Here is a 26640-nt window from a genome sequence, read left to right as displayed (position 1 = left end):
CCATAATGTGACGGGCTTTTTATTCAATTAACGCCAAGTTTCAGCAAAGACACTTCATTGATCTTTTGCATCAAAAGCGCGAGCCAAACGAATTCGCTCATTCATATCTGGGTGACTGCTTAACCATACTGGCAGTTCCATTGTGGAATGGCGATGAAGTCGTTCAAACATTTGCGCCATTGGTTCCACTGAACCATGAACTTCATGCATTGCACGCCATGCGTAGCGATCAGCTTCATATTCAGCCTCTCGACTTTGGCTATTTTGAAACAGTAATACCGCAGTCCCAGTGAGTAAATCAGCCACCGTCGAACCATCCCCAACAATCAAGCTGATTGCAACGGCCCAAATACTGCGTTCAATCACTGCCGATGTCATATGGCGATGATAAACATGTCCCATTTCATGCAAAATCACACTCTCAAGCTGAGCGCGATTATTCATTAACGTCACCAAGTCATCGAGAAGAACGATGTGCCCTCCGGGTAAAGCAAACGCATTTGCCCCCAATTCAGAATGGCGAAAATGCAACGTCAATGACGGTACAGGTTGCGACAACATGGGCAGAATCGCAGCAACCCTTTGCAGAATTTGCTGCTGCTTTGCTTGAGTTAATCGAGTGGGCTCAAAATAGGTGTCATCCAATTGTGTCAGCACGCTAGCACCTATAGGCTCCAACCAACGCTGAGGCAGCGTATTAGCAATTTTTTCAGCGCTCCATGGGATCACAAAGGCATAAGTTACCCAACCACAAAATAAAATCAGCAGCAATGACGCAAACCAAGCACTTTTATGGGCTTCAAGCCATACGACAATACTGCGATTTTGATGCTGCTTCAGCCAATGACGCAGTGCAGGCTCTGTCTCAACCACCACAACCCAACCATCAGCGAACTGAAATCGAGTCGGTAGCTGACCGACAGAGCTAGAAATCGCGATCTCTTTACAGGAGACCTGTTGCTGCACCTTGTCAGCAATCCACAATCGCACCACACCATTATCCAATAACTCAAGCTCTGCATTCACTCGCGTTGATTGATGTGGCGCAAAGGCCGTTGAAGAAATTCGCATCAACCCAGACCAAAGCCAAGATCGTACGCTTCTGCGATTTCATCACCGATGGCAGAACGCACATCGCTATTGTCACCGACTGCGGCAAGCATCGACATATCACCCAGCACCGACGTGTATTCAGCCAAATAACGGCTATGACGGATCAATGTCCAAGGGCGAGCCAAACCAAGGCTAAAGATCACCAATAAAAAGTTACTGATCAAAAGCCAAGTGTATCCCCAAACAGGTAGATCTGACCGTAAAGCAAAGCTATGCACGGGTGAAAGGTCGCACTCTTTCGGCTCTTCTTTCTTGTCAGCGTCACTTATTTGATTCAATTCGGGTTGATGGTAGAGCGCGGTTTGCGTGAATGCATAGTTACGTGATCGTGTATGGACATAAGCTGAAATCGCAACGCTTGTTATCATTGCCGCAAGCCAAACCATCACGAGCAAAGCGGTTGAATGCATCAGCTCTAAAATTGCAAAAGAATCACCAGAGACTAAGCGTGTCAGTAGCGAACCACCAAAGAAAAGATAAAAAGTAACAGCAAGAAAAACGATAAGGCTGAGCAACCCCAATCCGACCGCTTTCAGATAAAGTTTAATAAAGAATCGAGTCTGAATATCGCCTTTGAATTGATAGTCACCATAGCGCTGCCCATTAACAGTGTAATGAATCATTCCCGCCATAACCCAAGCGTTCGCCATAACACAAACAAGGACCACGCCAATCACATACACGATAGTCAGCGATGGTATTATCTGAGTCAATATAGCGAAAACCATCATTGCTGCGACAATAGCAACCGTTGCGACTAGTCCTCTTCCAAGAAGGGTGCGATAAATGCCGCCTAAAGTGCCGACAAAACGAAAATGAACGTTACGAAAACTGGTCATCGCCGCATCGAATCTTGCATTACTCCAAAGTAGCCATGGCATCATTAGATAAAAAACCAGCAATAACACCCCGCCAATCACTGGCACAATATTCATCGTCAATGCCAGCAACAGTACGACAAATAAGGCGACAATACGTCCCTTAAGGATTTGCCAAGGGGTGGCGTGATATTCAAAATTATCGCCATCAATCACTGTATTGCCGTAAAAATAACGCTTTGTTCGTACCTTAGCCCAAGCCGAGTAGATACCTAACGTTACCACCGAAAGCAGAATATTAACGATCCAAATACCAAAATATTCGCCTCCCTTACCATTAAACTGTACTGAGTTCGCCTTTAATGCGTTGTTCATATTTCTCTCCCTGAACATAAATAAAGCGCCTAATACGATTGTCACAGCTCTTCTTACATACTGTTACACAATGTAACGGACGGCTTAGTCTACACCGAGTTTTATGAGAACAGTCACTTACCAAACTGGCTTTTTATCACTCCTTGACAAAGCTCTCACTATCAATCCCTTGCAAATCATACATTTAACAATAATCATTTTGATAGCCCGCACCTATCAAACTAATCGACGTAATAATATTGCCAAAACCACCAATGCAAATGATAATGATTATCAACAGAAAGACATAAAGAGAATCTTCTCATGAAAAAGACACTGACCTTTGCGAGTTTACATTTTACGATTGCGAGCCTGATTGCTTATCTGCTCACAGGCGATATCTTGCTGAGCAGCTTGGTGGCGTTAATTGAGCCTTCGGTAAATACGGTGGCCTTTTATTTCCATGAAAAGATTTGGGCACGCGTTCCGGCACTAAAAACGCGTCAATGGATGACTCAAATAAAGACGGCTAGTTTTGCAACCGTGCATTTTAGCGTCGCGTTCACTGTGGTGTACTTATTAACAGGCGATGCGTTCATCGGTGGTGTAATGGCATTGATTGAGCCAAGCGTTAATACTGTGGCTTACTACTTCCATGAGAAAGTTTGGTTACGTCGCAACGCAGATCTGAACTTAGCTCACGCCCATTAATGATACCCAAACAATTTAGCGTTGCAGATATACCCAAACAACTTGGAGTAGGACGGATATTAAAGCAAGACCTTGGTGTCTTGCTTTTTTATTGTTAACCTCAGGGCTTTAATTTCATACGGGTTTATCACCCTAAGCGCTTGCTTTTCATGCCATCTGTAGCTTATTTAGACCAAATCCAATTACCGCCCTCTTTTTCTTTAAGACCGATAGAGCCTCAAGATAATGCCGCTATTGCCCAAGTGATTCGCGACGTTTCAAAGGAGTGGGGCTTGTCTTCAGACCAAGGATTCAGTGCCGCCGATCCGGATTTGGATCAGCTCTATGAGGTGTATCAGCGCCCAAACTCACGCTATTGGGTGCTATTGGAAAACGATCTCGTCGTTGGAGGCGCAGGCATTGCGCCACTGGCTGGAGCGCCAACGATCATCGAGCTGCAAAAAATGTATTTTCGTCCTCAAGCCCGTGGACGTGGCATCGCCAACATACTGGCTAACCTCTGCTTTATCCAAGCGCACGAGTGGCAGTTCGAGCAATGCTATTTAGAAACCACCGCTAGTCTCACCACGGCGATGACGCTTTATCAATCGTTGGGCTTTAGCCAACTTGGCGCGCCGCTGGGCAATACCGGGCATTGTGCATGTGAAATCGCCATGATTAGGCCCGTTCGCTCTCTGGAGTCAGCTCATTTAAGGTCACGCACAGCGCAGGATTAAGCGTAATGGGGTAATCAAATGAGAGATTATCCAGCTCAATATTGAGCCAATAGAGCGGCGTTTGTACTGGCGTTTGAATGGAGGTGGCACGCGGCGCCTCAATTTGAAACAGCGCGCTCACCTGTTGGCTGCGCATATCTAGCGGCACGCGATACGTCATACCATCAAACTTTATCGCCGCAGAGACTAAGCTAGGCCGATGCACTTGGTAGTGCAACGTCACTTTGACCTCGCATCCGCCACCGTGATGCCAGATCTGCTCCGCGTCAACTTGTCTCAATTCAACGTGCGGCGCAAAGACGAGCCGTGGCGCTGTCGCAATACCAAATCGCGCCGCCTCCCCATCGTTCAACTCGCATTGACGATAGGGGACTAAGCCATGGCCCGCATCGTCTTGAACGTCAGGTTCAATTAACCATTCATCATTATCGTGAAGCAGTAAAATCTCAATGCGGTTGCCCCCTTGATGCAGATAGGAGCGAATATTTTTGCGCTGCAGACTCACGTAGTGAGGCCACTCGTTCTGGCAAATAGGCAAGGCTTCAATTGCGCTATCACAGTCCATCACCGCCACACCGTTAACCCGAACTTCAGCATAGCCACTGATCCCGGCCAATTGCAGCTCAATGCAGCCTGCACTCAACATTGTTTCGCTCATTTCAACATCGTGCATCAAATGCCACTCTTGCTTGGCTATCTCGGTGTCGGTGAGCTCGTACGGTAACGCTAAAGCAAATGCAGCAGGCAGCGTCATATCCAGTTGTGGTAACGAAAGATCGGTTAACGGCGATACCTGCCAAGGCGTTGAAAGAGTCAGTTCCATAAAATTTGCGTTAGATCAATTTTATTAAGTATATGAAACTTAGGTATCTCCACTCAACTGATTTTCTGCGTCGTTCATTTATCCCGAGGCGAAATGGGAATAAAAAAACCGGCTAAAGCCGGTTTCAAGAGGAATTTACGATCACTCGTCATCATACTCATCATCATCATCAGGGTAAAGCGCATCTTCACCCTCATAGTAAGTGCCCCAACCATCGTAGATAATGTCGTATTTTTCGGCCAAATGAACCAGCTTTTCCACTTGCTCATCAATTAATTCAGCGTTTAAAGCACAGCGCATCGTCGCATCACAGCACAACATTTTCGTGCCATCTTCGTCTTCGGTCTCTTCGGCTTCTAGAACTTCAAAACCCATTTTAAAGGCTTCAACAACGGCCTTTTCGAGCTTATCAAACTCTTCTGCAAACAAATGGTGCTCAATTTCGTACAGCGCATCTGGATCACTGCCATCTTCGAGTAGTGCTTCGATTATGTCGCGCGTCTCTTCTTTTTGAAACGCAATCAGTTCGTCTACAGACATGTAATCATCTTGTTGAGACATCATTTGACTCCAGAACATTCAGCAAAGCCGAATCGGTTAAGTTAGGGATTATTCGCGGTGAATATGGCATGGATTGCGTTGAAAAGCCACCAGCACTCACCCACACACGCAAGATTGGCGCTTTTCAACGCTTATTTATACCCATATGTGGTCTTCCTTTATTGATATATACCCAAACAACTTGGAGATGCAGGTAGGCGGCAAACGAACAAAGCCTCTGAGCATAGACACACTATGTGATGAGGTTTGTGAGAGCCAGCCAACAACGCTGCAACTTCAAGTAGAAAGGGTATACCCATGTTGATAAAACCAACAGGTCACTTGCGATAACCCAAGCTCTCAAGCAAGATAGAAAAGATACTAGCAAAGGAACGCACCATGTCACGATTATACGTCGGATCAGAAGTCGGCCAGTTGCGCCGCGTATTACTGCACCGCCCTGAGCGCGCCCTCACTCACTTGACCCCTTCCAACTGTCACGACTTACTGTTCGATGATGTTCTCGCCGTTGAGGCAGCCGGACAAGAACACGATGCCTTTGCGCAGACGCTGCGAGACAACCAAGTCGAAGTTCTATTACTGCACGACTTACTTGAAGAAACGCTGGCCATCACCGAGGCCAAACAGTGGTTACTGCAAACCCAAATCAGTGATTTTCGCTTTGGCCCAACGCTGGCGTGTGAATTGCGCCGCCGCTTGAGTCGTTTTGATCACAACAAATTAGCCAGCTTGCTGCTTGGGGGCCTTGCTTATGCTGAGCTGGACTTTCACTCTAACTCCATGCTCGCCAAAATGCGCGGCCCACTCGATTTTGTTATTGATCCGCTGCCTAATCACCTCTTTACCCGTGACACCTCATGTTGGATCTATTCTGGCGTCTCGCTCAATCCGATGATGATGGCCGCGCGCCAACGTGAAACCAACCATCTGCGAGCGATTTATCATTGGCATCCGCTGTTTGCCGATCAGCCATTTCATCGCTATTTGGGGGATGATGGCCATTACGACAATACGGCCATTGAAGGGGGCGATGTTTTAGTCTTAGGCCAAGGCGTGGTATTGATTGGCTTATCTGAGCGCACCACACCTCAAGGGGTAGAGAATTTAGCCGCGCGTTTGTTTGCAACGGGACAAGCGCGCGAAGTTTTGGTGCTCTCTTTGCCTAAACAGCGCGCGTGTATGCACTTAGATACCGTGATGACTCAGCTCAACCACGACACCTTTTCCATCTATCCACAAGTGGTGCGGCGCGATCTTGAAACTTGGCGTCTTACCCCTAAACGCGATGGGGGCATGAGTGCTCGCGCGTCTCATCATTATCAAAAAGCGCTCGAGCGCGCTCTTGGGCTCTCGGCGCTCAATATTATTACCACTGGCGGCAACAGCTTTGAAGCCGAACGCGAGCAGTGGAATGACGCCAACAATGTGCTTACCGTAAAACCGGGTGTGGTGGTCAGTTACGAGCGCAATCATTTCACCAATGAGAAATACGACAAAGCCGGGATCACTGTGTTGCCGATACCGGGCAATGAATTGGGTCGCGGTCGCGGCGGCGCCCGCTGTATGAGCTGCCCAATCGAACGTGATGATATTCATTATTCGTGAGATTTAGCTCGGAAAAATATTTATTCACTTTTGATGCATTTTTATGATTAACTATGGCTGCATCATTATACGATTAAGGACCGATCATGGCTTTCAACTTACGCAATCGCAATTTCTTAAAATTGCTCGACTTTAGTCCCAAAGAAATTCAATTTTTGCTCGACTTAGCGGCTGAGCTAAAAAAGGCCAAGTACGCAGGGTGCGAACAGCCAAAGCTTCGCGGCAAAAACATTGCGCTGATCTTTGAAAAAGCCTCCACTCGCACTCGCTGCGCTTTTGAAGTCGCCGCTTTTGATCAAGGCGCTCAGGTCTCTTATATCGGTCCAACAGGTTCACAAATTGGGGCTAAAGAGTCGATGAAAGACACCGCTCGCGTGTTGGGTCGCATGTACGATGGTATCGAATACCGTGGTTATGGTCAGTCCATTGCCGAAGAGCTTGGGCAATACGCTGGCGTTCCGGTCTGGAATGGTCTCACCGATGAGTTTCACCCGACTCAAATTCTGGCTGATTTTCTTACTATGCTAGAGCACAGTCAGGGCAAGCCACTAAATCAAATTGCGTTTGCCTATTTAGGTGATGCACGCAACAACATGGGTAACTCGCTTATGGTGGGCGCAGCAAAAATGGGCATGGACATTCGCCTCGTCGCGCCCAAAGCGTTTTGGCCAGACGAAACCCTAGTGGCACAGTGTCGTGAGATTGCCGAACACACTGGCGCGGTCATTACGCTGACAGAAGCGGTCGCCGAAGGGGTGTTAGGCTGCGATTTTCTCTACACTGATGTTTGGGTCTCGATGGGAGAGCCGCCTGAAGCGTGGGATGAACGCGTTGCATTAATGACGCCATATCAGGTCAACATGGCTGTGTTGCAAGCCACGGGCAATCCTAACGTCAAATTTATGCATTGCCTGCCAGCGTTTCACAATGATGAAACCACCATTGGCAAACAAGTGGCCGAAAAATATGGTATGAACGGGCTGGAAGTCACGGATGAGGTATTTGAGTCCGAGCACTCAATCGTCTTTGATGAGGCGGAAAACCGCATGCACACCATTAAGGCGGTGATGGTGGCCACGCTCGGTCACTAAGTCTTCGTCTGACTGGAATCCAAGTGAATATTTAAGACAAAAATTCGCCCAAACGCGCGCGACGTAAACGCTTGCGTCACCATAACTTAGGCGTATAATACCCGGCAATTTGTCTTGGAATGATGACATGACGCGGTACTTAATAACAACGACAGCCCTTTCTTCTGCACTGCCAGAATTTGGCCGTGGCGTTGTATTTTCTGGCGTTATGCTATTTCAAACATATGATTAAAGCCTTCCTATTGGGAAGGCTTTTTTTTGGTCCATTAGTAGGGAAGAGACACATGGCGAATTCGCTTTACCGCAAGCATATCATCTCTATTCCAGAGCTTTCTCGTGAAGAGCTGGAACTCATCGTGGCCACCGCTGGCCAACTTAAGGCGGAGCCACAACCTGAGCTTATCAAGCACAAAGTCGTGGCGAGCTGTTTTTTTGAACCCTCAACGCGCACACGTTTGTCGTTTGAAACCGCCATTCAACGCATTGGCGGCGATGTGATTGGTTTTGATAATGGGGGTAACACCTCACTGGCGAAAAAAGGCGAAACCCTGATTGATTCTGTGCAGGTCATTTCTAATTACGTTGATGCCTTTGTAATGCGTCATCCGCAAGAGGGCGCGGCTCGTCTGGCGTCTGAATTTTCTGGCGGCGTGCCGGTGATCAATGCCGGTGATGGCTCCAACCAACACCCGACTCAAACCTTGTTGGATTTGTTCTCTATTTATGAAACGCAAGGCCGCTTGGACAATCTCAATGTCGCTCTGGTTGGCGATCTTAAATACGGTCGTACCGTGCACTCGCTGACTCAAGCTCTGGCCAAATTCAACGGCAACCGTTTTTACTTTATTGCCCCAGAAGCGCTTGCAATGCCGGATTACATCATCGAAGAGCTGGATGAGGCAGGCATTGAGTACAGCTTGCATACCGATATGGAAAGCGTGGTGCCTGAGTTAGATATTTTGTACATGACTCGAGTCCAAAAAGAGCGCTTTGATGAGTCGGAATACGCCCATCTTAAGTCGGCTTACATTCTCACAGCAGCGACCCTCACAGGCGCACGTGACAACCTGAAAGTGCTACACCCACTGCCACGTGTGGATGAAATTACCACTGACGTCGATACCACTCCATACGCTTATTATTTCCAACAAGCTGGCAATGGTATGTACGCTCGTGAAGCGCTGCTCGCTTTGGTCTTGAACGAAACGCTCTCTTAAGGATATTCCTCATGATGAAACAAACTCAGCTGCAAGTCGAAGCGATCAAAAACGGCACGGTTATCGACCATGTTCCGGCGCACATCGGCATTAAAGTATTGAAACTGTTTGAGATGCACAATGCTGATCAGCGTGTCACCATTGGTCTTAACTTGCCGTCGTCGGCCATGGGCAGCAAAGATTTACTGAAATTTGAGAACGTGTTTATAAGCGAGGCGCAAGCCAGCAAGTTGGCACTTTATGCACCACAGGCGACCGTCAATCAGATTGAAAATTATCAAGTCGTAAAAAAACTGGCGCTCGAGCTGCCTGAACAGATCAGCGACGTGTTTGCTTGCCCAAACAGCAATTGCATCACGCACAACGAGCCGGTTGCCAGCAGCTTTAAAGTGATTCAAAAAGGCCACGATGTGCGCTTGAAGTGTAAGTATTGCGAAAAAGTCTACGCACGCGAAATCGTCACTGAATACGCCTAATAAGACTCGCAGCAATGATGGGCTCAGGGGTTTTCCTCACAGCGTCATTCTGGCACACTGGTCTTTTACCTAGATACCCAAGTTACCTCAAGGAATGTGGGTATCACTCAATTGGATTGTGACATGACTAAAGTATTGCATACCGAGTCTGCCCCTGCGGCAATTGGTCCTTATGTACAAGGCGTGGATTTGGGCAACATGGTTTTGACCTCAGGTCAGATCCCAGTAAACCCAAGTACTGGTGAGATCCCAACTGAAATCACGGCGCAAGCGCGTCAATCTCTCGACAATGTGAAAGCGGTCGTTGAGGCCTCTGGCCTTAGTGTCGCTGACATCGTCAAAATGACGGTGTTTGTCAAAGATCTCAATGACTTCGCTGCTGTGAATGACGTTTATGGTCAGTTTTTTGATGAGCATAATGTTGCTCACTACCCAGCGCGCTCTTGCGTTGAAGTAGCACGTCTACCTAAAGATGTCGGCATTGAAATTGAAGCCATTGCGGTCCGTCGCTAACGGCGAGTCAGCGATTAAATGACTCAACCCAAAATGGGTTAAAAAAGGTGGCTCAGCCACCTTTTTGTTTTTAACGTATGTGTTCATTAACGCATTAGTTCATAGCGCATTGGTTCACGAACACATCAATTCATAGCACATTGGTTCAATTCGCCATACCCATAGTATCGCGCTAGACGACGCGATTGAGCTGCTCGCCATCCATAAATGCATTGATATTATCAATCAAGATTCGGCAAAAACGGGTTAAGGCTGAATCACTTCCCCAGGCCACATGCGGTGTAAGCAAAAGATTGGGTAATGCCATATTCGCAATTAATGGATTACTCTCATCGGCAGGCTCAGAGGTAAAAACATCCACGCCCGCCCCCGCAATTTGCTGATGCTTCAACGCGTCCACTAAGGCCTGCTCGTCAACAAGCCCTCCACGTCCCGCGTTGATTAATAGCGCTGTCGATTTCATTTGCGCCAGCTCAGGCGCGGCTATTAGATTGCGTGTTTGTCGATTCAATGGGCAATGCAATGTCACCACATCACTTTGCGCAAGCACCTCGTCAAAAGGCACAAAGCCCTCTCGGCACTGCGGCGCGCCTTTCACTTCGGCAAACAAAACTTGCATTCCAACCGCTTGCGCTAAGCTCGCCGTTGCTTTACCCAGCTCGCCAGCGCCAATAATGCCTAATGTGCTGCCTGCGACATCACCGATGGCATGAGTAAAAAAGCAAAATTTATTCTGCCGCTGCCATTCACCATCGGCAATGTCTTGTTTGTAAGCCAGCAGATTACGCTTGAGGGCAAAAATCATCGCAAGAACGTATTCAGGCACCGATTGTGTGGCGTAACCACGAATGTTGGTCACTGCAATGCCGTGCTCTTCACAGTAGGCCACATCAATGTTGTCATAGCCGGTGGCGGCCACTGCCACTAAACACAGCTCTGGCAATTGAGCCAGTATGTCCGCCGTCAATTTGACTTTATTGACAATAATCACATCCGCATCTTGTGCACGCTCAACCACTTGCTCTGCCGTGGTCACCGCATACTCAACCCAATGATGGGGAAAGTCAGGCTTAGGCACCTCAATGTGGCTGGGGATAGTATCACGGTCTAAAAAAACAACTTTTGCCTGAGACATAACAACTCCTTATCGCTCATAGCCCCAACCACACAGGTGTGGGACTGGCACTGTTTTAATCGCATTGGGTGAGCTGCTTATAGTCAGGCAATTTTCTTAAGGGATCAAAACGCTCAAACAGTACCGCTTCGCTCGGCGCAAAATCACACGGCACAAACAGGCTCTTTAACCAATGACTCTTTGGATGATAGAAGGTCAGCTCTGCCGCATGCAATGCCAAGCGATCGTAATTCTCAAACGCGGGGCCTTCTGCGTAAAATTCATCGCCGACAATCGAATGCCCCAGCGCTTGCATGTGAACGCGCAATTGATGTGAGCGCCCCGTGATAGGCAGCAGTCGCACAACCGTGGTGTGAGCTTCTCGAGCCACCACTTCATACAAGGTTTTTGACGGCTTACCGTGCTCAAAACAGACCTTTTGCTTCGGTCGATTTGGCCAATCGCAGATCAGTGGCAGGTTGATTTCACCTTGGTCAGCCTCAACATGCCCCCAAACGCGCGCAATGTACTGCTTATGAGTCAAACGATACTGAAATTGCTTCTTCAGAGCGCGTTCGGCGTGTTTATTTTTAGCAAACACCATGAGCCCTGATGTTGCCATATCTAAGCGGTGCACAACCTGAATATCAGGATGTGTTTCCTGCAGGCGGCTCCACATGCTATCGCGGTGCTCAGGCAAACGGCCAGGTACGGAAAGCAGCCCTGAGGGCTTATTGGTCGCTAAAATATGCTCGTCTTCAAAGATGATATCAACCCATGGGTCGGTCGGTGGGGTGTATTCAAGCATTGCCATAACATCAAGGTTCCTGAGCGCATATTTTCGTGGCGGCGATTATATACCTATACCCTTTCCACTTGAAGCTGCAGGGTCGTCGGCTCAACCTACGACCCGGACCAGACTAAATCGTTCGATTTTCAACCACCAAACCCAGCATAAAACATTAAATATCAACCAATAATTCAGTTTAATATTCCATCATCATTAACAAAACCAGCCTCAAATGATTCATTTACAAAACATTTAACTATTAACTTGTAAATAATTATTGACGACTTAACATGTTTGAATAATTAAAACCAATATTGACAACGACATAAAAAGAACAAGCTGTAAGGACGTTCTATGAATCCACTTTCCGAATCTCAACCTTCTCCCACTTTTGATGCCACGCCACAGCGTAGCTGGCGTCAGGTTCTCCACTCTATGGGCCCAGGCATTATGATGGCTGCGGCAGCCGTCGGCGGTTCTCATTTAGTCGCCTCAACCCAAGCAGGGGCTATCTATGGTTACCAACTGGCACTGCTGATTTTGCTGGTCAATCTGTTCAAGTATCCGTTTTTCCGCGCAGGGGTTCAGTACACGATGGGCACGGGCGATAGCTTGGTAGAAGGCTATGCCAAGTTAGGTAAGCCTTACTTATGGCTCTTTGCGCTATTGTGTGCCTTTTCCGCTGTGGTCAACACGGCAGCGCTACTGATGTTCAGCGCCAGCCTATTGGGGTATTTTTTGCCGTTCACCCTAGCACCGTTAACCCTTGCTTTTATCGTAATGGCGATTTGTTTGGCTATCTTATTGGCGGGTCATTACAAAGCGTTGGATAAGCTCTCCAAAGGGATCATGATTGTGCTCACGCTGGCTACGGTACTTGCCGTTGTTATGGCGATGGGCAATCCAGCTCAACCAACAGCAGATTTTGTCGCGCCTTCACCTTGGAATTTAGCGGCGATTGGCTTTATTGTCGTGACCATGGGATGGATGCCAGCACCGATTGAGGTATCAAGCCTTACGTCAATGTGGTTAAAGAGTCAGCGTCGCTATCAAAACGTCACGCCGCGCTCGGCGATGTTTGATTTCAATGTCGGCTATATTGGTACTGCGGTGCTTGCGTTGGTTTTCTTGGCACTTGGCGCCTTGGTGCTGCATGGCACAGATGTTGAACTGGCTCGCTCGGGCGTTGGCTTCTCTCATCAGTTGGTGGGGCTTTATGCTACTACTATTGGCGAATGGTCGCGTTACCTGATTGCGATTATTGCCTTTTTCTGTATTTTTGGCAGCACGATTACCGTACTCGATGGATACGCTCGAGTGGTGGCTGAGTCGCAGCGCCTGATCTTCCAATCAAACGACAAACCGGCCAAAAAGTTCAATCCACAATGGAATACCGCATGGATGCTGATCATCGCGATTGGCTCACTGGCCATCATTGCGTTTTTGGCTTCAGCACTTCTGCCAATGCTTGATTTCGCCATGATCATGGCCTTTGTGACAACGCCGATTTTTGCTCTGCTCAATTATATTTTGGTCACGCGTACCAAATTGCCTCAGGAGCTTGCCCTTAGTCGTCGTCAGAACATCTTGTCAATTGTTGGCCTTATCTACCTATTCGGCTTTTTGGCGCTGTTCATTTGGTGGAAATGGCTAATGTAACGCCCGCCCATCCTCAACAAAAAAGGTCTTCGCTCTGAAGACCTTTTTATTGGAGAGTATCATTAGGGCCAAAAGCCCTACTCATTATTGATGAGAGACCACAATCACTCGTAGGGAGTCTAGCTGCCACTGCGCTTTATCTATGTATTGTGTCAGCTCAGCAATCTGATTTTCAAGCGCTTCAAGCTCTTCATCACGAATATTGGGGTTCACCGCTTTAAGTACTTTTAAGCGCTCAAGCTCAGCCGTTAACGAGCTTTGCATTGCTGACATCGCTTGCTCACGCACCTGGCTCACTTGCGCTTCCACCAGCTTATCGCCCGCTTCAATCATACTGTGAATCGATGACTGCACAGAATTCACCAATTTGCTCGCCATATGACGATTCACAGGGCTCAATTGACGGTTGAAACTTTCAAACTCCACTTGGCTTGATAAGTCATTACCGCGCGCATCCATCATTAAGCGCAGTGGCGTTTTTGGTAAGAAATGTCCAATACCACTGCGCTTTGGTGCTTGCGCATCAACCAGATATACCAATTCAAGCAGCAAGGTGCCAACCGGCAGTGCCTTGTTTTTCAGTAGTGATACGGCCGATGTTCCCACCCCTTCGCTCATCAGCAAATCGATACCACCTTGGATCATTGGGTGCTCCCAACTGATAAAGTGCATATCTTCTCGTGACAGTGCGGTATCGCGATCAAACGTGACTGTGGCGCCTTCATAAGGTAAGCCTGGATAACTTGGCACCATCATGTGCTCAGATGGCGTGACCACAATCGCATTCTCGCCTTTGTCATCTTGGTTTAGGCCAATGGTGTCAAACAAGCTCAAAGCAAAGGTCACAAGATTGGTATCGCCATCGGTTGCCGCGATTTGCTCAACAATTTGCTGCGCCTTTTCGCCACCATTGGAGTGCATTTCCAATAAACGGTCACGCCCTTGCTCAAGCTGAGCCTTTAACGTGGCGTTCATTTGCGCCGATTGAGCAATAATGTCGTCCAGCGCGGTCACATCACCGCTGGCGAGCATTTCAATCAGAGCATCGGAATACTGGTCGTACACCGCGCGTCCTGTCGGACAGGTTTCACCAAAGGCGCTAAGCCCCTCATCAAACCAACGCGCCAAAATCGCTTGTGATGTACCTTCAAGATAAGGCACATGAATATCGATATCGCGCTTTTGCCCAATACGGTCCAAACGACCAATACGCTGCTCGAGCAAGTCTGGGTTGAATGGCAAATCAAACATCACTAATTGGCTCGCAAACTGAAAGTTACGCCCTTCCGAACCAATTTCACTACAGATAAGCACCTGAGCGCCGCCTTCTTCTTGCGCAAAATAAGCCGCAGCTTTGTCACGCTCTAAAATCGACATACCTTCATGGAATACCGTCGCGCGAATGCCTTCACGTTCACGCAGTGCCTGCTCAAGTTGCAACGCAGTACTGGCGCGCGATGCGATCACTAAAATTTTATCGCTGCGCTTGGCTTTGACTTTTTCAAGCAACCAGTTCACGCGTGGGTCAAATTGCCACCAGCTCGCTTCATCGCCCTCAAATTCTTGAAACAGCTCTTCTGGGTAGAGGTTTTTGATCGCGCGTGCTTCTAGTGATAATTTGCCACCGAGCATACCCGCCACACGCATAGAGGTGGCGTATTGCGTTGGAATCGCCATTGGCAGTAGGTGGACATGACGCGCCGGAAACCCTTTGATTGCCGCGCGCGTATTACGAAACAGCACGCGACCAGTGCCGTGTCTGTCCATTAAGTTATCAATCAGCGTCTGTCTTGCCTGTGCCACCGTCTCAGCATCGGCTGAGCCCATTAGTGTAGCCAGTAACGCTTCAACATTTTGCTCGGGTAGCAGCGCGGTAATTTGCTGTTTGGCGCTGTCGCTCAACACCTCACCAGAGAACAACGCCGTAATCGCATCCGCCACGGGCGCGTATTGAGCCTCTTCGTCAACAAAGGCTTGGTAATCGTAAAAACGGTCTGGGTCTAACAGGCGCAAGCGCGCAAAGTGGCTTTGGTGTCCCAACTGTTCAGGTGTTGCGGTCAGTAGCAGTACGCCCGGCGTAGCTTCGGCAAGCGCTTCAATCACTTGATATTCACGGCTTGGCTTCTCATCATTCCAGACCAAATGATGCGCCTCATCGACCACCAACAGATCCCATTGCGCATCAAGTGCTTGTTCAAAACGCTGGCGACTTTTGCGCAGAAAATCAAGCGAGCAAAGCACATATTGCTGCGTTTCAAATGGGTTATCCGCTTCAGCAAATGCTTCAATGCAGCGCTCTTCGTCAAAAATCGAGAAATGCAGATTGAAACGGCGCATCATTTCGACCAACCACTGATGCTGCAGCGTTTCGGGCACCACAATCAAAATGCGCTCCGCTCGGCCTTGCAGTACTTGCTGGTGAATGATCATGCCCGCTTCAATGGTTTTACCTAGCCCCACTTCATCGGCCAACAACACGCGAGGTGCGTAACGACGGCCAACTTCATAGGCGATAAAAAGTTGATGTGGGATTAGGCCTGCGCGCATGCCACACAAGCCACGCATCGGGCTCTTATGTTGCTCAAATTGATTTTTGAGCGCGCGGTAACGCAAAACAAAATTGTCCATGCGATCAATTTGACCGGCATAAAGCTTATCTTGCGGCTTATTAAAGCGAATTTGATGGCTAAGAAAGATTTCACGCAGCACAACACCGCTCTCACCAGTATCTTCCCGCGTGCCGATGTAAGTGATCACCCCGCTGTCATCCACCACATCTTCGACCGTTAACGACCAGCCTTCCTGACTTTCAATGACATCACCAAGGTTAAAAACCACGCGGGTGACAGGAGCATCATTACTGGCATAGACACGGTTCTCTTCTGATGCGGCAAACATCAGGGTTACCGTACGAGCATCAACGGCAACCACCGTTCCTAAACCTAAATCGCTCTCTGTGTCGCTGATCCAGCGTTGGCCCAAAGCAAATGTCATGAACGCCCTACCTCATCTCGTTATCAATCTTATTCGTTACCCAAACAACATAGCGTTGCTCGCAGCAGCAGACAAATCGTACGCCGCAAAAGGGCGCTCATCTTACTGGATGGCGTGATAGAGGTCACGCCCGTCTCACGCTTTTTTTAACGCGCTCTCACTGACATCAAATTGTCAACAGTTTTGCACTAGGCTGAAAACTGAACGCAATGATTTTTCGTACAAAACAAAAGAACAGCCAATCACGGGCTAGGAGGCGCTATGGGCGATACCGACCGAAAATTATTTGTTCTCGACACCAATATTTTGCTGCATGAACCACTGGCGATATTTTCCTTTCAAGAGCACGATGTTGTCATCCCAATGACAGTGCTGGAAGAGCTAGACCGAATCAAAGATAGTAAGCGCGATGTCGCTCGCGATGCGCGCGTGGCGATTCGTACGCTGGAAAATCTGTTTAGCGACGCCACCCCCGATGAAATCACCGATGGCATACCGCTGCATCAAGAAACGCCGAGCCAAGGCACAATATCCATTTTGGCGGATTTCGAATTGCAAGAGACCGTCAAAGCGTTTGCCGATAAGGCCGGTGATAATCGCATTCTTAATGCGGTGTTGTATCTGCAGACCAAGCGCTCTCCTCGTGAGGTCGTTCTTGTAACCAAAGACATCAATATGCGATTGCGCGCCAAAGGCGCGGGGGTGCGTTTTGTTGAGGATTACCGTACCGATCAATTGATCGACGATATTCGCTTTCTGAGCCAAGGGTTTCAGCGCCGTGAGGGCGATTTTTGGCAGCAGGTCGATGATGTTCAAAGCCGTAACGCGGGCAGCGTCACGTTGCACACGCTGGCCCGTGAGCCGTTTGAGCCAACCTATTTAAATCAATACGTTATTGACGAAGAGAGTGATTTTGTCGGTCGAGTTGATGCGCTTAATGAAGAGACGGTCACCCTGCGCGATCTGAGCCGTGAACGACTGCTCAGCCGCAAAGTGTGGGACATTACGCCGAAAAATATTTATCAAGCGATGGCGCTCGACGCGCTACTTGACCCTGATATTGATTTGGTGATCCTCACCGGCGCTGCGGGTAGTGGTAAAACGCTGTTAGCCCTTGCTGCTGCGCTCGAGCAAAGCATCGAGAAAAAACAGTTTGATAAAATCATTGTCACCCGTAACACGCCAGACATTGCCGAATCGATCGGCTTTTTACCCGGCAGCGAAGAAGAAAAGATGCTGCCATGGCTTGCGGCGGTAACCGATACGTTAGAGGCGCTGCATAAAAACGATCACTGCACCGAAGGCTCGCTCAAATACATTTGTGACAAAGCCAATATCCAATTTAAGTCGATAAACTTTATGCGTGGTCGCTCGATTCAAAATGCGTTTGTCTTATTAGACGAGTGCCAAAACCTCACGGCCTCACAAATTAAAACCATTATCACGCGCTGTGGTGAAGGGACCAAAATTGTCTGCTCGGGCAATTTGGCGCAAATCGACTCAGCCTATCTCACGCCTGTGACCTCAGGACTCACTTATATGGTCGAACGATTTAAACATTTTGAAGGCAGCGCGAATGTGCACCTTAATGGCGTGGTGCGCAGCCGTCTCGCTGAGTTTGCCGAAGAGAATATGTAGTAGTGACTATTCTCCACTTCAATAAAAAAAGCCAGTGCAGGGAATCGCACTGGCTTTATACCCAAGTAACCTCAAGATGCATGGTTCAGCGAGAATGACTTGGTTTGTCAGTGAGGCGAGGATTTGAAGATTGAGTGGCTCTCAATCGAAAATCGTCAACAAAGCTGATGAGCCAAGGCAGCTCGCCCTTTGGGAGCCAATCACTGAACCGCTTTTTGTTGTAACGAAAGTGCGTTAAACAACTTGAAAATAGGCTCGCTATTTCGCTGCGTTGTTTGCCTTGCTCTCAGCTCATTGAGCCGGCTCTGAATCCAGCATCTTGAAGTCACTTGGGTATAAGGCGCGTGATTCAATGAGAATGACGTGGTGGGTCTTTGAGAAGCCTTTGATAAGGAACGCACATGCGAGTTTCGCCTAATAAGCGGCGTCGATGGAATAACTATTTGATCCTCATCGTGATTGCCGCCATGGCACTGTTCAATGCGCCAACGTGGATCAAAGCGTATTTGATGCCACAGGAGACTCAGCCGAGTACGCCTGAACTGACTCGGTTATTCACGCCAGATGAACCGCTTCGTCAGCTTGAAACTCGTGGCAAAGGATTCATCTATTTGAATGGCACGTGGCGCTTTATCGATTCGCATGCGACGGAGCAGAGTGGTATTACGGCGGCCACGTATCTAGAGCGCTGGTTAGCACTGACGGGTACGGTCATTGACAGCTCTATGGTTGAAAAAATCATAATGAGCGCAGAGGACGCATCCCAAAGTCAATCGGAGCATCTGACGATTTGGTATCAAGGTGACTCTGAACCGCAAAGGCTGACCTACTACGTTCTGCCTCGTTTTTGGTTGATGAAAAATGCACAAGGGCAGTGGATGGCGGTCACGGTACCAGACGGTTATCTATTGCCAGCGACACCTTGAGCCGAGCACTTGCGAGCGGAAACCATTATTCCGGAGCTGAGATATTATGCCTGAATTACCCGAAGTTGAAGTGAGCCGTATGGGGATCTCCCCCCATCTTGTCGGCCAAACCATTAAGACGATCACTTGGCGAGCGCCCAAATTGCGCTGGCCGATCCCCGAAGAACTTAAGCAACTGGAAGGTCAGCCTATCACCGCGATTGAGCGACGAGCGAAGTACTTGTTGCTGCACACACCTGCCGGTACTGCAGTGATGCATTTAGGCATGTCCGGCTCACTGCGAGTGTTAGATGCTCTCGTGACACCGAATAAACACGATCATGTTGATGTGCAATTAACCAATGGCAAGGTGCTGCGATATAACGATCCACGTCGTTTTGGCGCGTGGTTATGGTGCGCGCCAGGTCAATCTCATGATGTTTTGGTCAACTTGGGCCCAGAGCCATTGACCGACGCATTTCATGCCGAGCAAATGGCGCAACGAGCGCAAGGCAAGCGAAGCACGGTAAAGCAATTTATTATGGACAATCGGCATGTGGTTGGCGTTGGTAACATTTACGCCTGTGAAGCGCTGTTTCAAGCGCGAATTCACCCTACCAAAGCGGTTGGGACGCTGAAGATTACTCAGTGGAATACGCTGGTTGGTGCAATTAAACAGACGTTGGCCGCCGCCATTGAGCAAGGCGGCACAACATTGAAGGATTTTTCACAAGCCGATGGTAAACCGGGGTATTTTAAACAATCTCTTGCGGTGTATGGCCGGGACGGCGAGCCCTGCATTGAGTGCGGAGAGCCGATCCAAGCACTTAAAATTGGCCAGCGCAACACGTTTTATTGCGATGTGTGCCAAATCTTATAGTAATACCTGCGGTGTTAGCTCGTCGCTGGCGTGGAGCTGGTGGGCAAAGTATTTCTCTGCAACTAAGAAACTCAAAGCGCGCTCGATGTGCGGCTGCTGAAATTGAGCCACCCATGCGTGAGCATTGTTAATGATCGCCAACGCTTCTTGCTCATGGGCAAGGTAATAGTCCATTTTCTCAATTAAATCAGAGTAGTCGTCTTTAAGCTCAACATAATGAACCCCAGCTTGCAGCTTTCCTTCCATAAACCAAGTTTCGTAGCGTGGTTTTGACATCATCACCACAGAGTTTGCTGACATCGCCCATTTCAAATTGGTGGCAACATCATTGCCTTCAATCGCCAGCAAAAATTTATATTTCAGCTGCTCTTCAATGCTTAAAAAACCTTTGAACCAAGGCTCACCGGTTTGTGGCTTACTTTGACCAATATTGCAGCGTGGATGCTGGTAATAAGAGTGAATGACAACTTTGCGATGGGGTTGGTGACCGACACCGCGCCAAACCACACTCTCTTTTTTCTGTTGGTAGGGCATGGTGTCATTCACAAATTGAAAATGACGGATTTTATTCAGCTTCAGCAGTACAGAATTTTGATTGTTACCACCAATTGGACGACTTTTGACAAACGTGGGCGTTGCGGGAACATGGCGAATATCACCATTGAGGTAGTTGAATGCCATGTTGGGTGCAAATTGGCGTATCACCGCTTTTAAGTCGAAGAAGTAGGTCCAACCCTTGGTCTTTTTAAATTGAGCGACAGTGCTGTATTGCGCTTCGTTTGCGTTAGGCGTGAAAAAGTGGGTCACTTTATTGTAATAAGCCAATCGCGATTCAACGTGCTGTTTATCTTGCTCATTTAGACGCTCAAATTGGCGTTTACCGTGCCAACGATAGATGAAATTGGGCGTGAGCTGGGCAATTGTATTTTTAAAATAATAACTGAACTTACTGTTTTGCATCGAGACTCATGACCTTAAATGACTGCGGTGGCGAATACCTAAATGTGCGAACAATCAATTAGACGTGTTAACGAATAAAGTTGTCAAGTTTCTGCTTTCAGTGGTCGCGAACGGTGGGATGAAGCCGCAGATTGAGCGAATTATTACACCTTTCTTTTTTCATGCAGTGCATCTGCGATAATGCTCGGAACAAACTGACTGACATCACCACCATGGATCGCCACTTCGCGTACAATCGTGGATGATAAGAATGCGTATTCTTCTGCAGGTGTGAGGAAGACGCTTTCAAGTTGGGGCATAAGGCGGCGATACATATTGGTTAAGCCAAACTCATACTCAAAATCGACCGTGGTGCGCAAGCCACGAATCAAAATATTGGCATCAACTTCGCGCGCAAAATCTACCATCAAGCCTGAAAATCCCTGTGCCGATACGTTGGGAAGATGCCGTGTGACGACCTGAACAAACGCAACTCGTTCCTGAAGAGTAAACATGGTATTTTTACTCGGGCTGGCCGCCACCGCGATGATCACCTCATCGAACAGACAAGCTGAGCGTTCAATCAAATCAAGGTGGCCGTTGGTAAGAGGGTCAAACGTACCGGGATAAACCACACGTGTAAGCGATTGTTTGGACACAATAGACCTTAATAATAGAAAACCGTAAAGACGTTACCTTAGCAAGATGCAAGTGATTGGCAAGCATTAACGCTGGGTCATTAATAGAGTAAGGCATAGAAGGGCATGAAAAAAGTATTGGTAGTGCGTAATGATAAGATTGGTGACTTTATACTGGCATGGCCCAGTTTTGCGATGCTCAAACAATCTATGCCTGAGGTGCATGTAACTGCATTAGTGCCAAGCTATACTATGTCATTGGCTCAAATATGCCCTTGGATTGATGAAGTCATCTTAGATCCTACCGCAAGCGGCGATAAAGTTGCGCAGCGTGCGCTAATCGCAACGCTGAAAGCGGCGCGATTTGATGCCTCTATTAATCTATTCTCCACGACCTATAACGCACTTTTAGTTTGGAAAGCGGCTATCCCTTATCGTTTGGCACCCGCCACCAAATGGGCTCAAGTTTTTTATAACCACAGAATTCGGCAAAAGCGTTCGCAATCGGCAAAACCTGAATTTGAATACAATTTGGACTTGATCCGCCATTTTTTGCAATCTCACAATGTCGCACCCGTTGAGCCGAGCGCGCCTTATTTGCAATTCTCAGCGCAGCAACTTACCGAGCAGCGAGCAAAACTGGCTCAAACCCTTGCACTGGATAGTAACAAGCCTTGGGTGATGGTGCATGCTGGTACTGGCGGTTCGGCGAATAATTTGAGTTTTGAACAATATGTTGAATTATTGTCAGGCATTGAACAAGATTATCAACTGATCATTACCGCAGGACCGAGTGAGCTTGAACAAGCGCAAACACTGTTAGCGTTGGCCGAGCAGCGCGGTATTGTTGGGGTAATTTACGCTAAAAATGATGGCTTAGCCGATTTCTCTTGCTCAATCGCTTGCGCCAATCTGTTTATTGCAGGCTCGACGGGACCGTTACACATTGCAGCGGCGATTGACGTGTTAACGATTGGTTTTTTTCCTAGCAAACGTTCAGCAACGCCACTTCGTTGGCAACCAATCAACTCTGCTGGACGTCATTTGGCGTTTGCACCACCAACAGGTGGCGGCGCAGAGCAAGAAATGGATTTACGCGGAATCGATATCAATCAAGTATTGAAACGGGTTAATCCTTGGGTGGCTCAGCACTGGTCTTGATCCACAAATCGGCGTATTTCACAAAAGTGGAATGCGCTGAGAGTAACGAGAGTAATAAACCTTGGCGACCATCCAAAAAACCCGCTTTTAAAAGATACATTTTCCCAAAGCACGCTAATGCATGAGCAAACCCGGATCCAATGCTGCTGCGTTTGCCTTGGGCTTGTCGCTGCTCTGCCCATGCGTTGGCGTACCCGGCGGATTTTACGAGATAGTGATGCAAATCGTTGTAGGTGTAATGAATAGCATCACCCGTCAAGTCGACCAATTGCATATTTGAACTCACTTCGACTTTCTCATGTACTAAAGCATCATTGTACTGCGTTAGATGAGTGGGGTAGAGACGAATAACACGGTCAGGATACCAGCCGCAATGGCGAATATAACGGCCAAAGACCCAGCTCAAGCGACAAATCCGATACAGCGTATTAGGCTGATTCTTTGCGACGGCTTGGGTAATGCTGGCCTGCAATTCTGGCGTGATCCGTTCGTCTGCATCGAGCCAGAGTACGTAATCAGAGGCCACGTATTGCTGGGCCAATTGACGCTGCTTACCAAAGCCAGGCCATTCAAGGTTGGTGTAAAACTTGTCAGTATACTGCCGAGCAATTTGCTCAGTTGCGTCACTGCTGCCAGAGTCTAAGATCACAATCTCATCCACCCAATCCTTTACGGTTTCGAGACAAGCTTGCAAATGTTTGGCTTCATTTTTGACAATGAGAGCAACGGCTAAAGTGGGCTTCGACAAGAGAGAGTCCTTTTGAGTTAAATGGCTTAGAAAGGCGCCAGTTGAATTCGGTTATAACGAAAAATCTTCTGCAACGCGATCAAACATCTCAATCACTTGGGTGGGTTGAATGGCGTTCATCGCTTGCGGATTTTTAGCTCTCGTACGCCATTCCAGTGCGCTTAGCGGTTTGCCAGTTTCTTGGGTGATGGTTTGCTCGTAAACAGACACCACGTAATCTAAGTAGTGATAAGGCCCCACTCGCGCTGGATTGTGGTGGGCATACAGTCCAATCACTGGGATTCGCAATGCACTGGCCATATGCGTCGGCCCCGTGTCTGGCGCAATCACCATTTGCACGTTATCAATCAGAGCTAGCATTTGCAAAAGCCGACTTTGGCCCACAAGATCAAGGCACGGCGTTATCAGTTGAGATTGAATAGCGTCAGCCAAATCGCGCTCCACTGGCGCAGGGCTGCCTGCCAAAATCACTTGCCACCCTTTGCTACGAGCGTGATTTATCACGGCCACATAACCCGTCGCGGTCCAGTTTTTGTAAGCCTTACTCGCGCCTGGGACGAGCAGTAGTGTCGGCATTGTCGAGTCAATATAACTGTTTGCCCATGTTTTATCTTCGCTGCCATAACATAATGACCAATTAAGCGGTTTGGGTTTAACGCCTAAAGTATCGGCAAAAGCCGCTAAGCCATCTGCGACATGCAATGAGCGCGGTGATGGGACTTTAACGTTGGTAAACAAGGTTTGAAAATCTTGACTGCGATCGGCCGCGAAGCCCAATTTGTATTTGGCGCGGATCCCTAAGGTAGCAATACTTGCTCGAATGGCATATTGCATGTGTAAAAGTGCATCAAATTCACGCCCTTTTAGTGTTTTCCAAAGCGCAAGATAGCCCTTTAATCCCTGCTTTTTATCAAAAACGATCACTTCGACGCCATCAATCGCCGTAAGCAGCTGGGCCTCAAGTTTACTGGTGATCCAAGTGATAGCTGTTTCAGGCCATTGGCGCTGAATCGCTTGAATGGTCGCAATGGTATTGCAGACATCCCCAAGGGCCGATAAGCGTAAAATGCACAGTGAGCGTGGCGCGTGATTGAATAAAGTCATCGAGTTTTCAACTTACACATTGAAATTTGAGCGGCATAAATTATGCAGATAACGGTAATGAATGTAAAATGCCGCGGTTGAAATTCGAGCTGTGGGAACCATTATGATCCGCTCTCTTCAGTGCAATCGCACCATGATTTGGTATAACGAGCAGTATTTAACCCAAGAGACAGTTAACACTCTGGGTGAACAGCTGTTTTCTTCCGACTATTGGCAAAGCCAAGATAAGATCGTGGGTAGCGCCAGTGGGCGCGGTACGACGTGGTTCATTCAGTTACCACAGATCCAGGCAGCACTGCGTCACTATCGGCGGGGCGGTCTGTTTGGCAAGCTGGTGGCAGATAGCTATTGGTTTCAATCTTGGCAACAAACCCGCGGCGTTCAGGAGTTGATGCTGCTTGAGCATTTGAGGACCTTCGGTGTGAATGTCCCGCGGCCTGTTGCCGCACGTGCGATTCGTTGTGGCGTCACTTATCGCGCCGACTTAATGAGTGAGCGCATTCCAAACGCGCAAGATTTGGTGGCTCGTTTGGTCAATGCACCTTTGAGTGCGGCAGATTACCATGCGATTGGCGCGCAAATTGGCCAGATGCATCGTGCCAATGTCGATCACACCGATCTTAATATCCATAATATTTTGCTCGATACGAACAACACAGTGTGGATCATCGATTTTGATAAGTGTAGTCAACGTGAAGGTCAACACTGGCAACCGCGCAACCTTGAGAGGCTCAAGCGTTCTTTTATCAAAGAGCAGAAACGCTGCAACATTCACTGGCATGAAAGTGAGTTCAAGGCGTTACTCGAGGGGTATCGTAACGCACTCACAAACTCATCAGACTGAGATGTCACGTATTGACCTCATTTGCTTTGGAAGGGTGAGTGTTGGCATTATCCGTCGCTTTTTGCCGAAGGTTTTGTGGGTAGAGCTGAGCGATAAAAATAAAGCAGAGATAAATACTGATGCTTTGGGCATGACTGAATGGGACATCGGTGAGCGCTGCCGCGGCAAAGACCAGTACCATAGCGACCATCGCCAGTTGACTTACCTGTCTATGTGACCATGATGATGGTGTTGAATACGCTTGGGTTTGCCACCATCCAATGAGTGGCAATAAAAGTAGTGCGCAGATCAGTACAAAGCTAAAAATTCCATCCTTTACCAGCGCATCAATAAATTGATTATGATAATGAGTAAAAGGCACGGCTGCTTGGTCGATAAAACCGGTATCGGCTAAGTGTTGCTTAGCAGAGATGTGTTTATCACCATGACCGAGCCAAAATTTATCAGGGATTAATTCAAAGCCGGCACGCCACATTTGTAGTCTTAGTCCAATCGAAGAGCCAAAATTGTCATCGCTGATCCGAGCCATTTCATATTCTGTACGGACAATTCGCTGCTCAATACTGGTTGAATTTACGCTTATGACAGCGATAGCGGATAACGCCACAAGACCAAGTCGTTTCATTTTTAACTGACCTAAAAACGTTAAATAAGCCAGCATAACAATAGTGGCGGAAGTGAGCGCCAGCGCAGTACCTCGAGTTTGACTTATGACGAGCGAATTGAGGGCGAGGGTAAAGCCTAACAACATAAGTCGACGAATATTTTGCTTGTCATGGCACAAGAAAAAAATAAGGCAGATGCTAGTGACAGCAGCAGACACGGTCGTATACGGGATCGGATTAATGCTCCACCCGCGCCCAACATTAAGCCAGTAAACATGAAAACCACTATAAATAAAAGCGGTAACCGCCGCGATGAAAACAAAGCAGTGCACTCGTTCTAAAATCCATCGCTGGAGAGAGCTTGGAATAATAGACAGGTACAATAGACACGCAATAAATGCGCGCAAAATACTGCTGCCAAATCCATGGTGCGCTTTAAAAAAAAGCATGGCGAATGCCGTTATTCCGATCAATATTAGCCAGGTATTTTGAGTGAGTCGTTGAATAATTGACCGACCATCATACAGTTTTAGTGATATTAATATTGATAATAATACCATCACAACAAACAGCTTTCTGGCATCGGGGTAAAGGAGTTGTCCGGTTATGGTCCAAATTAATGG

25 protein-coding genes are annotated in these 26640 nt (G+C 48.0%); 13 read left to right on the top strand and 12 right to left on the bottom strand.

What is annotated here, in order from left to right:
* Positions 1 to 54: 54 nt before the first annotated feature.
* Both HGP28_RS11870 and HGP28_RS11865 read right to left on the bottom strand, forming a co-directional pair.
* Positions 55 to 1071, bottom strand: coding sequence for a M48 family metallopeptidase (locus tag HGP28_RS11870; protein WP_168836684.1), 1017 nt, complete (start codon positions 1069 to 1071; stop codon positions 55 to 57).
* On the bottom strand, positions 1071 to 2306 hold the full coding sequence (locus HGP28_RS11865) for a YjgN family protein (protein ID WP_168836683.1): 1236 nt from the start codon (positions 2304 to 2306) through the stop codon (positions 1071 to 1073). Before HGP28_RS11865 ends, HGP28_RS11870 begins: the two co-directional genes overlap by 1 nt.
* Positions 2307 to 2609: 303 nt before the next feature.
* On the opposite strand from HGP28_RS11865, the gene HGP28_RS11860 reads away from it, so the two are divergent.
* Complete coding sequence (locus tag HGP28_RS11860; RefSeq protein ID WP_168836682.1) at positions 2610 to 2996, top strand: DUF2061 domain-containing protein; 387 nt, start codon at positions 2610 to 2612, stop codon at positions 2994 to 2996.
* Between the two features lie 149 nt (positions 2997 to 3145).
* Positions 3146 to 3712 (top strand): GNAT family N-acetyltransferase, encoded by a 567-nt coding sequence (locus HGP28_RS11855; protein WP_168836681.1) that lies wholly within the window; start codon positions 3146 to 3148, stop codon positions 3710 to 3712.
* On the opposite strand, the gene HGP28_RS11850 is transcribed toward HGP28_RS11855, so the two are convergent.
* A complete protein-coding gene (locus HGP28_RS11850; protein ID WP_168836680.1) occupies positions 3654 to 4535 on the bottom strand; it encodes a hypothetical protein in 882 nt (293 codons plus the stop codon). The two genes, HGP28_RS11855 and HGP28_RS11850, sit on opposite strands and share 59 nt — an antisense overlap.
* A 141-nt stretch (positions 4536 to 4676) precedes the next feature.
* Positions 4677 to 5096 carry a ribonuclease E inhibitor RraB gene (rraB, locus tag HGP28_RS11845; protein WP_168836717.1) on the bottom strand — a complete coding sequence of 140 codons (420 nt, stop codon included), beginning with the start codon at positions 5094 to 5096 and terminating at the stop codon, positions 4677 to 4679.
* 378 nt (positions 5097 to 5474) lie between these two features.
* On the opposite strand from rraB, the gene arcA reads away from it, so the two are divergent.
* From arcA to HGP28_RS11820, 5 genes are all read left to right on the top strand, one after another.
* The gene (arcA, locus tag HGP28_RS11840) at positions 5475 to 6701 is read left to right on the top strand and encodes an arginine deiminase (protein WP_168836679.1); all 1227 of its coding nucleotides are present in this window, start codon (positions 5475 to 5477) and stop codon (positions 6699 to 6701) included.
* An 86-nt stretch (positions 6702 to 6787) separates the two neighbouring features.
* Positions 6788 to 7792 (top strand): ornithine carbamoyltransferase, encoded by a 1005-nt coding sequence (locus HGP28_RS11835; RefSeq protein WP_168836678.1) that lies wholly within the window; start codon positions 6788 to 6790, stop codon positions 7790 to 7792.
* Positions 7793 to 8076: 284 nt separating this feature from the next.
* Positions 8077 to 9009, top strand: a complete 933-nt coding sequence (gene pyrB / locus HGP28_RS11830) for an aspartate carbamoyltransferase (protein WP_168836677.1) — start codon at positions 8077 to 8079, stop codon at positions 9007 to 9009.
* 11 nt (positions 9010 to 9020) lie between these two features.
* Complete coding sequence (gene pyrI / locus HGP28_RS11825) at positions 9021 to 9485, top strand: aspartate carbamoyltransferase regulatory subunit (protein ID WP_168836676.1); 465 nt, start codon at positions 9021 to 9023, stop codon at positions 9483 to 9485.
* Positions 9486 to 9608: 123 nt separating this feature from the next.
* Positions 9609 to 9998 carry a RidA family protein gene (locus HGP28_RS11820; RefSeq protein ID WP_168836675.1) on the top strand — a complete coding sequence of 130 codons (390 nt, stop codon included), beginning with the start codon at positions 9609 to 9611 and terminating at the stop codon, positions 9996 to 9998.
* Positions 9999 to 10170: 172 nt separating this feature from the next.
* Here HGP28_RS11820 and HGP28_RS11815 read toward each other — a convergent pair whose 3' ends face one another.
* Positions 10171 to 11133, bottom strand: coding sequence for a D-2-hydroxyacid dehydrogenase (locus tag HGP28_RS11815; protein ID WP_168836674.1), 963 nt, complete (start codon positions 11131 to 11133; stop codon positions 10171 to 10173).
* A gap of 55 nt (positions 11134 to 11188) precedes the next feature.
* Complete coding sequence (gene rluA, locus HGP28_RS11810) at positions 11189 to 11926, bottom strand: bifunctional tRNA pseudouridine(32) synthase/23S rRNA pseudouridine(746) synthase RluA (protein ID WP_168836673.1); 738 nt, start codon at positions 11924 to 11926, stop codon at positions 11189 to 11191.
* A 411-nt stretch (positions 11927 to 12337) separates the two neighbouring features.
* Between rluA and HGP28_RS11805 the strand changes: the two genes are divergently transcribed.
* Entirely contained in the window at positions 12338 to 13561 is a 1224-nt protein-coding gene (locus HGP28_RS11805; RefSeq protein WP_246225697.1) for an Nramp family divalent metal transporter, read from the top strand.
* Between the two features lie 84 nt (positions 13562 to 13645).
* Here the strand turns inward: HGP28_RS11805 and rapA are convergent, their stop codons facing one another.
* Complete coding sequence (rapA, locus tag HGP28_RS11800; RefSeq protein ID WP_168836671.1) at positions 13646 to 16555, bottom strand: RNA polymerase-associated protein RapA; 2910 nt, start codon at positions 16553 to 16555, stop codon at positions 13646 to 13648.
* A gap of 261 nt (positions 16556 to 16816) precedes the next feature.
* On the opposite strand from rapA, the gene HGP28_RS11795 reads away from it, so the two are divergent.
* The 3 genes from HGP28_RS11795 (at position 16817) to mutM (ending at position 19978) form a co-directional block, all read left to right on the top strand.
* Complete coding sequence (locus HGP28_RS11795) at positions 16817 to 18193, top strand: PhoH family protein (RefSeq protein ID WP_168836670.1); 1377 nt, start codon at positions 16817 to 16819, stop codon at positions 18191 to 18193.
* A 401-nt stretch (positions 18194 to 18594) separates the two neighbouring features.
* Entirely contained in the window at positions 18595 to 19119 is a 525-nt protein-coding gene (locus tag HGP28_RS11790; RefSeq protein WP_168836669.1) for a hypothetical protein, read from the top strand.
* A 46-nt stretch (positions 19120 to 19165) separates the two neighbouring features.
* Entirely contained in the window at positions 19166 to 19978 is an 813-nt protein-coding gene (gene mutM, locus HGP28_RS11785; protein WP_168836668.1) for a bifunctional DNA-formamidopyrimidine glycosylase/DNA-(apurinic or apyrimidinic site) lyase, read from the top strand.
* Here mutM and HGP28_RS11780 read toward each other — a convergent pair.
* Together HGP28_RS11780 and coaD are read right to left on the bottom strand one after the other, a co-directional pair.
* Positions 19973 to 20938 (bottom strand): glycosyl transferase family 90, encoded by a 966-nt coding sequence (locus tag HGP28_RS11780; protein ID WP_168836667.1) that lies wholly within the window; start codon positions 20936 to 20938, stop codon positions 19973 to 19975. The genes mutM and HGP28_RS11780 overlap by 6 nt on opposite strands.
* 143 nt (positions 20939 to 21081) lie before the next feature.
* Positions 21082 to 21576, bottom strand: coding sequence for a pantetheine-phosphate adenylyltransferase (gene coaD, locus HGP28_RS11775; RefSeq protein ID WP_168836666.1), 495 nt, complete (start codon positions 21574 to 21576; stop codon positions 21082 to 21084).
* 105 nt (positions 21577 to 21681) lie between these two features.
* Here coaD and HGP28_RS11770 point away from each other — a divergent pair, with 105 nt between their 5' ends.
* Complete coding sequence (locus HGP28_RS11770; RefSeq protein WP_168836665.1) at positions 21682 to 22716, top strand: glycosyltransferase family 9 protein; 1035 nt, start codon at positions 21682 to 21684, stop codon at positions 22714 to 22716.
* Here HGP28_RS11770 and HGP28_RS11765 read toward each other — a convergent pair.
* Positions 22685 to 23464 (bottom strand): glycosyltransferase family 2 protein, encoded by a 780-nt coding sequence (locus tag HGP28_RS11765; protein ID WP_168836664.1) that lies wholly within the window; start codon positions 23462 to 23464, stop codon positions 22685 to 22687. The two genes, HGP28_RS11770 and HGP28_RS11765, sit on opposite strands and share 32 nt — an antisense overlap.
* A gap of 51 nt (positions 23465 to 23515) precedes the next feature.
* Positions 23516 to 24568, bottom strand: a complete 1053-nt coding sequence (locus HGP28_RS11760) for a glycosyltransferase family 9 protein (RefSeq protein ID WP_168836663.1) — start codon at positions 24566 to 24568, stop codon at positions 23516 to 23518.
* A gap of 103 nt (positions 24569 to 24671) precedes the next feature.
* Between HGP28_RS11760 and HGP28_RS11755 the strand changes: the two genes are divergently transcribed.
* Complete coding sequence (locus HGP28_RS11755) at positions 24672 to 25412, top strand: 3-deoxy-D-manno-octulosonic acid kinase (RefSeq protein ID WP_168836662.1); 741 nt, start codon at positions 24672 to 24674, stop codon at positions 25410 to 25412.
* 4 nt (positions 25413 to 25416) lie between these two features.
* Here the strand turns inward: HGP28_RS11755 and HGP28_RS11750 are convergent, their stop codons facing one another.
* Entirely contained in the window at positions 25417 to 26466 is a 1050-nt protein-coding gene (locus HGP28_RS11750; protein WP_168836661.1) for an O-antigen ligase family protein, read from the bottom strand.
* Positions 26467 to 26640 lie beyond the last annotated feature (174 nt).

The sequence above is a fragment of the Vibrio agarilyticus genome (assembly GCF_012641465.1).
GTDB lineage: Bacteria > Pseudomonadota > Gammaproteobacteria > Enterobacterales > Vibrionaceae > Vibrio > Vibrio agarilyticus.
Note: the sequence above shows the minus strand (reverse complement) of the source record. Positions and strands in the feature narration are given on the sequence as shown.